Raw genomic sequence first — 8656 nt, 5'->3', positions numbered from 1 at the left:
CCTTGGAGCACGCGTCGGTTCCCTGGGAGGAGACTCCTCGTCGGCTATGATGTTCAACGGTGCATCCAGGTGATCGGGCGCTAGGCACGCCGGGTCACCTGTGCCACATGCCGGGGGGAGACGAGCAGCGCTATGGCGATCGATGAGTTCATCGGGTCGCAGCCGACAGGCGCGATCGACGATCTCGGTCTCGGCTCTGGCCGACCTCATCCGCCGGCGGCATCCCCGTCCCGGCGTCGTGCGCCCTGGCGCCGCCGCTATGAGCGTCGCCTCGCGATCTCGGACTTCCTCGTGCTCGTGAGTGTGGTGTTCGGCACGCAGGTCCTGTGGCTGGGCGTGGACAAAGCGGTGTCCACGCCGTCGGGCAGCGGCCTCGGCACCGTCCCGTACTGGGCCTTCTCGACGGGTCTCGTGGTCGCCTGGATGCTGGCCCTCAGCCTCATCGACTCGCGCACGCACCGGGTGATCGGCACGGGCAGCACCGAATACGTCCGCGTGATGCGCGCGAGCGTGCAGGTGTTCGGCGTCATCGCGATCTTCGCCTTCATCCTGCGCGTCGACATCGCCCGTGGCTACCTGCTGATCAGCCTGCCGGCGGGCATCGTGCTGCTGCTGGCCGAGCGCTGGCTGTGGCGTCAGTGGCTCGTCCGCCAGCGCCGTAACGGGGAGTTCTGCGCCCGCGTGCTGCTGGTGGGCGCCGCTTCGTCGGTGGTGCGCACCGCCGACGAGCTGCACCGGCTTCCCGACGCGGGCTATCGCGTCGTGGGCGCCTGTGTGCCGGGCGGCCGCGCCGGCACGTCGCTCGACGACATCCCGGTGCTCGGCGACGTCGCCGACGTCGAGCGGGTGCTGCGCGAGACCCGCACCGACACGGTGACCATCACCAGCACCGACCACCTGCCGCCGGCACGCGTCAAGGCGATCTCATGGGCGCTGGAGAGCGGCAAGCAGCACCTCGTGCTCGCGCCGAGCATCATGGACGTCGCCGGCCCGCGCATCCACACCCGTCCGGTCGCGGGCCTTCCGCTCATGCACGTCGAGACGCCTCGGTTCTCGGCCGGTCAGCGGTTCGTCAAGCGCATGTTCGACCTGATCGTGACGACGGCGCTCGTGGTGCTGCTGTCCCCGGTGTTCCTGGTCGTGGCGATCCTTGTGAAGGCCAGCGGGCGCGGCCCGGTGTTCTACAGCCACGAGCGCATCGGGCTGCACGGGCACCCCTTCAAGATGTACAAGTTCCGGTCGATGCGTCAGGGCGCCGACCGGGAGCTGGCGCTGCTGCTGGAGTCGCAGGGCACCTCGCAGACCCCCCTGTTCAAGATCAAGGACGACCCCCGCATCACACCCGTCGGACGCGTGCTGCGCAAGTACTCGCTCGACGAGCTGCCGCAGCTGTTCAACGTGCTGGGGGGATCGATGAGCCTCGTCGGCCCGCGGCCGCAGATCGATGCAGAAGTGGCGCTGTACTCCGACGCCGCGATGCGCCGCCTGCTGACGCGTCCCGGCATCTCGGGGCTGTGGCAGGTGAGCGGACGGTCGACCCTCAGCTGGGACGACACCGTGCGGCTGGACCTCTACTACGTGGAGAACTGGTCGCTGATCGGCGATCTCGCGATCCTCATCAAGACCGTCAAGGCCGTCGTCACGCCGGGCGAGTCCGCGCACTGACGCCGGTCGGCACCGATCGTCAGCGGGCGATGTGGTGCGGGACGCTCGCCTTCACGAGGATCTCCGTGAATTCGTCCTCCGGGTCGGAGAGCGCCGTGATCGCGCCGCCCACCCCGAACGACGCCTGCGCGCCGTCGACGACGAGGGTGCGGATGACGACGCTGAGGGCGGCGGCGCCGGAGGCATCCAGCCAGCCCAGCGCCCCGGCGTAGGGTCCGCGCGCGGCGCCCTCGAGCTCGTCGATGATCTCCATCGTGCGGCGCTTCGGCGCGCCGGTCATCGACCCGGGAGGGAAGCACGCCCGCACGACGTCGAGGGTGTGGATGCCGGTGCGCCGCCGCCCCGTGATCGTCGACACCAGCTGATGCACCGACGAGAACGACTGCACCGCGAACAGCTCGGGCACGTCCACCGTGCCCGGCTCGCACACGCCGCCGAGGTCGTGCCGGGAGAGGTCCACGATCATGAGGTTCTCTGCGCGATCCTTCGTGCTCGTGGCGAGTTCGTGCTCGAGGGCGGCATCGGCTTCGGGGGTCGCGCCGCGCGGGCGGGTTCCTTTGATCGGGCGCGTCGTGATGCGCCCGTCGCGCTCGACGCGCAGGAAGGTCTCCGGCGACGCGCTGAGCACGGCCAGCTCGCCCAGCCGCAGGTAGGCGCCGTACGGCACCGGGCTGATCCGCCGCATCTCGAGATACGCGGCGAACGGGTCGTGGGGCGCGGACACGGCCGCGGAATCGGTGAGGCAGACCTCGTACGAGTCCCCGTCGAGGATGTGCGCCTGTGCCCGCGCGATCTTGCCGAGGTACGCCTCCCGCTCGTCCCGCAGCACGAGCTCCCGCTCAGCCACCGCCCCGGGGCTGTAGGCGCCCCCAGCCACACCACCCCCGGTCGTTGAGCGAGCGAGCGCCAGCGAGCGAGACGAAACGCCTGGTGCGCTCCCGTCGGCTCGCTGCGTTTCGTCTCGCTCCGCTCGCTCAACGACCGGGGGGCCGACCGGGGCCAGCGTGTGGCGGAAGGCGCGGTGGGTGCGGTGGTCGAGCACGACGAACGCCGCCGGCCACACGAACGCGGCATCCGGCGTTGCGCTCTCGTACGTCTCAGACGCACCGCACAGCGCCTTCAGCTCGTACCCGAGGTACCCGGCGAGTCCGGCGGTGAACGGCCCGGCGCCCGGCCAGTCCAGGTGATCGAGCAGCTCTCCGAGCAGGGTGAACGCGTCTCCAGCGACCGCGCGCTCCCCCAGCGGCCCGCGGAGGGTGAGCGTCCGGTCGCTCAGACGGTAGGTCAGCGTGACGGCGGCGGCGCCCATGACCGAGACGCCGGCATCCGGATGTTCCGGCTGGGAGCTGTCGAGCCAGAAGCCGTCCGCGTCCCCCACCTGGTCGGCATACAGCGCGGCGGGATCGTCCGGCCACGGCAGCTCCTCGACGTGCGGGACGCCGGCGAGCACCCCGCCCACCGCGGTGAACGCCTGTGCCACCGCCGCGTGCCGGGACGCGTTGTACTCGTCGGCGAGCGCGGTGAACCGGCGCAGCAGGTCGGCACCGTGCCCGCCCGCGACCGACTCGGGGTGGAACTGCACGCCCCAGATCGGCAGACTGCGGTGCTCGAGGGCCATGACCACGCCGTCGTCGGTGCGCGCTGTGACCCGCAGCACGTCCGGCACGGCGGTGACGGCCAGCGAGTGGTATCGCACCACGGGGAACGGGCTCGGGATGCCGGCGAACAGCCCGGTGCCGTCGTGCACGATCTCGTGGACCAGGCCGTGGGCCGGCGCCGGCGCCCGGTCGACGGTGCCGCCGAAGATCTGCGCGATGCCCTGGTGCCCGAGGCACACCCCGAGGATCGGGTACGGGGCGCGCTCGATGACCTCACGGCACACCCCGAAGTCCGCCGGGATCGCCGGATGCCCCGGCCCGGGCCCGATGATGACGGCATCCACCTCGGCCCACGGCAGCTCGTCGAACGGCATCCGGTTGTCGACCACGATCGGCGCCGTGCCGGTGACCCCGGCGACGGCATCCGCGATGTTGTTCGTGAACGAGTCGAAGTTGTCGATGATCAGCACTCGCGCCACAGATCAAGGATGCCAGGTGCCCGCGCGCCAGGCCGCGACGCCCGGCGCCCCGGGCACCTCGTGCGGCTTTGTGCAGCTCCTGCGGCCCGGGGAGCGGCATCCTGGCCGCATGAGCTGCCCAGATCCGCAGGTACTGAACGATGAACGGAGTGCGACGGGCCGGCCCTATGAATCGCGCGTCGGGCAAGACCTGCACCCTGTTCATGCCGCGCGATGATGCAAGCCCATGGCCACCGCGCGCATGATCGTGGTCTGCACCATGGGCCAGTCGTCGATGATCTGGAAGTATCCGAACCGCAGCACGTGGTAACCCAGCTGCATCAACACGGCGTCGTGGGCGATGTCGCTCTCGCGCTGTGGACCGACGTGGTGTGCTCCGTCGATCTGCACCGCGAGTCCGTCGCCGATGAGGATGTCGATCCGGTGTCCCGCGATCCAGACCTGCGGCACGATCGGCACACCGATCCAGCTCAGTCGGGTCATGAAGATCGTCTCGAGCCCCGAGTCGGGCCATGAGGTCGCGACCTGCAGGAGTGCGCGCGCCTGCACCGAGAGCGGCATGCGAGCGAAGACCTGCCTGTCGACCAGCCGCTTGTTGAACGCCGACTCCCAGATGACCATCGCCTCCTCATCGGGCTGGCAGCGGGCCACGGCATCCAGCACGTTCTCGATCGGGTCCACCAGCTCCCCGGGGCGCCGCCCTACCGGCGGGGTGTGCCAATGGACAACGGCGCCGCCCGGCCGCGGATGCGCGTTCGGGGATGCTGCGACGTGCGCCGATCCGACGGGCAGGGTCCACAGCCCCAGTCGCTTCGCCTGCGTGACGCAGGTGAGCACGACTCCGGCCGCCGCAGCCCTCTTCAGGAAGGCATCCGCATCCGGCACTGCGACCCACGCGCGGGCGGGCCGCACCAGAGCTCCTCGTGCGATGAGGCCGTCTATGTCGCGCCGCGAGGCGCCGCGTGCCTTCAGGTCCGCAGCCGGAATCACCCCGCCACGGTCGCGTACCAGGCGGATGGCGTCGTCGTGATCCATCCGGCCACGATGCCCCGGGCGTCTGCTCCGGCGGGCGAGCCCTCCGTGATCTGTGGAGAATCCCATGCCATGGGGCACTCCCCTGCCCGTTGTGGACGAACCGATCCCGCGCACATCGGTGCGGATTTGTGCACCTGGTGCGGCCTATCCGAGGGAGTCAGGCCGCACGATGCGTACATCTCCGCGTGAGGCGCGAAGCCGGATGCCGGCATCCTTCGCAGATTCATAGGAGGCGCTAACGGACTGTGTACCCGGGGCATGCGGTGCCTCCATGGGATGCTCCTAGCCTCCCAGTCGGAGCCCGGCGGACAGTGCGTGGGCAGCAGAGGAGCCGACGTTGTCGCAGAAGCATCGTCCCTGGTGGCGGCGCCCGGTCACCTTCGTGGTCGCCGGGGTCGTCGTGGTCGCCGTCGTCGCCGGCGGACTCGTGATCCGGGCCCGCGCGAACGCGCAGCCCACGCTGCAGACCGTGGCCGCCACGACCACCACGATGCAGCAGACGGTGTCGGCATCCGGCACGGTCGCCTCGGCCGACGAGGCCGACCTGAGCTTCGGGTCGGCGGGCACCGTCACCGCGGTCGACGTGACGGTCGGGCAGAGGGTCTCGAAGGGCCAGGCGCTCGCGACCATCGACACCACGCAGCTGTCGAGCGCGGTCGCCGTCGCGCAGGCGCAGGTGGACCAGGCGCAGGCGGCGGTGGATGCCGGCGGAACGTCGGCGCAGCAGGCATCCGCGAACGCGCAGCTCGCCTCGGCCGACGCGTCGCTGGCGTCCGCGAAGGCGGCCCTGGCGGATGCCACCATGAGGTCCCCGATCAGCGGGGTGGTCGCGGCCGTGAACATCGCGGTCGGCGACCAGGTCGGATCCGGCTCGTCGGGCACCGGCACCGGTCGCTCGGGCGCCTCCGGAGGGTCCGGCACCGGCAGCACCGGCACCGGCAGCACCGGGAGCGGATCCTCGAGCACCGCGATCTCGGTCATCTCGACGTCGTCGTGGGTGGTGGATGCCACGGTCGGCAGCGCCGACCTCGCCTCGCTGAAGAAGGGGCTCGAGGCCACCATCACGCTGAGCGGGTCGACCACGCCGGTGTTCGGCACCGTGCAGTCGATCGGCGTCGTGGCGCAGTCCAGCAGCGGCACGAACACCGGCAGCGCCCAGTTCCCGGTGGTGATCGCCGTGACCGGCTCCCCCGCCGGCCTGTACTCCGGCACCGACGCCACGGTCAGCATCGTCGTCAAGCAGCTGCAGAACGTGCTCGTCGTGCCCACCCTCGCCGTGCACACGACCAACGGCAAGACGGAGGTGACCGTGATGCACAACGGCAGGCGCGTGCAGACTCCGGTGACCATCGGCTCGATCTTCGGCACCCGCACGCAGATCACCGCCGGGCTGAAGTCCGGCGACCAGGTGGTCGTCCCCGTCTTCACGCCCACCGGCACCACCGGAACCGGAACCCGCACGGGAACCCGCGGCTTCGGGGGCGGCGGCTTCGGCGGAGGAGGATTCGGCGGCGGCGGATTCGGCGGCCGCAACGGCGGCACCGGCACGGGCGGCGGCACCCAGACGAACACGGGCGCGAACGGATGAGCGCGGTCCTCGAACTCAGCGGCGTCCGCAAGACATACCGCACGGGCACCTTGGAGGTCGACGCCCTGCGCGGCATCGACATGCAGGTCGAAGACGGCGACTACGTCGCGATCATGGGTCCGTCGGGGTCGGGCAAATCGACCCTCATGCACATCATCGGATGCCTCGACGTGCCCACCGCCGGCACCTATCTGCTGGCCGGTGAGGATGTCTCGACCTTCGACGAGCGTCGCCTCGCCGACATCCGCAATCGCCGGATCGGCTTCGTGTTCCAGCAGTTCAACCTGCTCACCACCGTCTCGGCCTGGCGCAACGTCGAACTCCCCCTCATCTACGCCGGAGTCCCCCGCCACGAGCGCCGGGCGCGCGCCATCGCCGCGCTCGAACGGGTGGGCCTCGCGGATCGCGTGGAGCACAAGCCCGGTGAGCTGTCCGGCGGGCAGCAGCAGCGGGTCGCCGTGGCGCGGGCCCTCGTCACCGAGCCGAGTCTCATCCTCGCCGACGAGCCGACCGGAAACCTCGACTCCACGTCGACCCGCGACGTGCTGGACCTGTTCGCCGAGCTGCACGGCCAGGGCCGCACGATCGTGCTCATCACCCACGAGCACGACGTGGCGGCCGAGGCCGCGCACACGCTCGTGATCCGAGATGGCGAGCTCGTCGACGACCTGCACCGTGGCGCCATGCTCGATGCGCTCGCGGGAGGCCTCCGATGAACGCGGCGGAGACGGTCCGCACCGCGTTCGACGCCATCCGCACCCGCCGGATGCGCTCGGCGCTGACGGTGCTCGGCGTCCTCATCGGAATCGCGGCGGTCATGCTCACGGTCGGCCTCGGCCAGGGCGCCCAGCAGAAGGTGACCGAGCAGATCGACTCGCTGGGCTCCAATCTGCTGGTGGTGAGCCCCGGGTCGACGACCTCGACGACGGGCCTGCGGGGCGGGCGGGGATCGGCCACGACGCTGACCGCGACGGATGCCGCGACCCTCGCCGACCCGCAGGTCGCACCCGACGTGGCCGCCGTCGCGCCGGTGTCGCAGGGCAGCGAGAACGTCGTCGCCGGCACGAACAACTGGACGACCTCGATCGTCGGCACGACCCCGGACTGGCTCGGCGTGCGCGCGCGCACCGTGACGGAGGGCCGTTTCTTCACGCAGCAGGACGTGAACTCCTCTGCTCCGGTGGCGGTGATCGGCTCGACGACCGCGCAGGAGCTGTTCGGGCTGCGCGACCCGGTCGGTCAGCAGGTGACCATCGGCGACGAGGCGTTCACGGTCATCGGCGAGCTGAACGCGGCCGGCTCCACCATCGGCGGCGACCAGGACGACCAGATCGTCGTGCCCGCGACGACGTGGGCCGCGGCATCCGGATCGGCCGCCTCGATCTCGACGATCTACCTCGAGGCGCGCAGCGCCGCCGACCTGTCGGCCGCCTACCAGGAGGCGCAGAACGCCCTGCTCACCCAGCACGGGGACACGGCCGCCACGGCCGACTTCACCGTGTCGAGCCAGGCGTCCCTCGTGCAGACCGCGACCACCACCACGCAGATCCTCACCGTGCTGCTCGGGGGCATCGCGGCGATCTCGCTGCTCGTGGGCGGCATCGGGGTGATGAACATCATGCTCGTGTCGGTGACCGAGCGGATCCGCGAGATCGGTCTGCGCAAAGCGCTGGGAGCGACCCCCGGCGTGATCCTCCGGCAGTTCCTCGTCGAGGCCAGCATCCTGGGCCTCATCGGCGGTGTGCTCGGCATCGCCCTCGGCGCGCTCGGCGCCCTGCTGCTGCCGGGCGTGCTCGGATTCCCGCTGGTCATCTCTCCGCTGGCCACGGTCGGCGCCCTGCTCGTCTCGCTCGCGATCGGCATGATCGCGGGCGTGTACCCCGCCAACCGCGCCGCGCGCCTGGCCCCCATCGACGCCCTGAGGACGGAATGACATGAAGCGCTCACAGATCATCGCCACGGCGGCCATCGCGGTCGTGGCCGTGCTCGGCCTCGCCGCCTGCAGTGCCTCGAACGGCGGCACGCCGGCTCCGGCGGCGTCGTCGACGGGCAACCCGAACAGCCGGTTCGGAGGGACGCCCGGCGGCGCGTTCCCGGGCGCGGCGGGCACGGTAGCAGCCGTCAGCGGCTCGACCGCGCAGGTGCAGGGGGTCTCGTCGCAGACCGCGGTCACCTGGACGTCGGCGACCAGATTCACGGCACAGCAGAAGGTCGCGGCGGTCGCACTGAAGGTCGGCGACTGCGTGGTCGCGCGGCCCGCGCGCGCCGTGTCGGGTCAGGATGCCGCGGGC

6 protein-coding genes and 1 pseudogene are annotated in these 8656 nt (G+C 71.1%); 5 read left to right on the top strand and 2 right to left on the bottom strand.

Going from position 1 to position 8656, the window contains the following annotated elements; translation table 11 throughout:
* Positions 1-132: 132 nt before the first annotated feature.
* Positions 133-1665: a sugar transferase gene (locus tag VJR25_RS09075; protein ID WP_324114650.1), complete on the top strand. Its 1533-nt coding sequence runs from the start codon at positions 133-135 to the stop codon at positions 1663-1665.
* Between the two features lie 19 nt (positions 1666-1684).
* Here the strand turns inward: VJR25_RS09075 and pabB are convergent, their stop codons facing one another.
* Positions 1685-3742, bottom strand: a complete 2058-nt coding sequence (gene pabB / locus VJR25_RS09070; protein ID WP_324114649.1) for an aminodeoxychorismate synthase component I — start codon at positions 3740-3742, stop codon at positions 1685-1687.
* Positions 3743-3943: 201 nt separating this feature from the next.
* Complete coding sequence (locus tag VJR25_RS09065) at positions 3944-4654, bottom strand: endonuclease domain-containing protein (RefSeq protein WP_324114648.1); 711 nt, start codon at positions 4652-4654, stop codon at positions 3944-3946.
* A gap of 460 nt (positions 4655-5114) precedes the next feature.
* Between VJR25_RS09065 and VJR25_RS09060 the strand changes: the two genes are divergently transcribed.
* The 4 genes and pseudogenes from VJR25_RS09060 to VJR25_RS09045 form a co-directional block, all read left to right on the top strand.
* Entirely contained in the window at positions 5115-6365 is a 1251-nt protein-coding gene (locus VJR25_RS09060; RefSeq protein ID WP_324114647.1) for an efflux RND transporter periplasmic adaptor subunit, read from the top strand.
* Positions 6362-7081 (top strand): ABC transporter ATP-binding protein, encoded by a 720-nt coding sequence (locus tag VJR25_RS09055; protein ID WP_324114646.1) that lies wholly within the window; start codon positions 6362-6364, stop codon positions 7079-7081. Before VJR25_RS09060 ends, VJR25_RS09055 begins: the two co-directional genes overlap by 4 nt.
* The gene (locus VJR25_RS09050; protein WP_324114645.1) at positions 7078-8298 is read left to right on the top strand and encodes an ABC transporter permease; all 1221 of its coding nucleotides are present in this window, start codon (positions 7078-7080) and stop codon (positions 8296-8298) included. The genes VJR25_RS09055 and VJR25_RS09050 overlap by 4 nt, the downstream gene beginning before the upstream one ends.
* 1 nt (position 8299) lies before the next feature.
* Positions 8300-8656: pseudogene (locus tag VJR25_RS09045) on the top strand (hypothetical protein); the annotation flags it as partial.

Source organism: Microbacterium sp., from assembly GCF_035277845.1.
Lineage (GTDB): Bacteria > Actinomycetota > Actinomycetes > Actinomycetales > Microbacteriaceae > Microbacterium.
This window is presented reverse-complemented; position numbering and strand designations above follow the sequence as displayed.

Coding starts and splice junctions, on each gene's coding strand:
- VJR25_RS09075 (WP_324114650.1), top strand. CDS start 133: ATGGCGATCGATGAGTTCATCGGGTCGCAGCCGACAGGCGCGATCGAC.
- VJR25_RS09055 (WP_324114646.1), top strand. CDS start 6,362: ATGAGCGCGGTCCTCGAACTCAGCGGCGTCCGCAAGACATACCGCACG.
- VJR25_RS09050 (WP_324114645.1), top strand. CDS start 7,078: ATGAACGCGGCGGAGACGGTCCGCACCGCGTTCGACGCCATCCGCACC.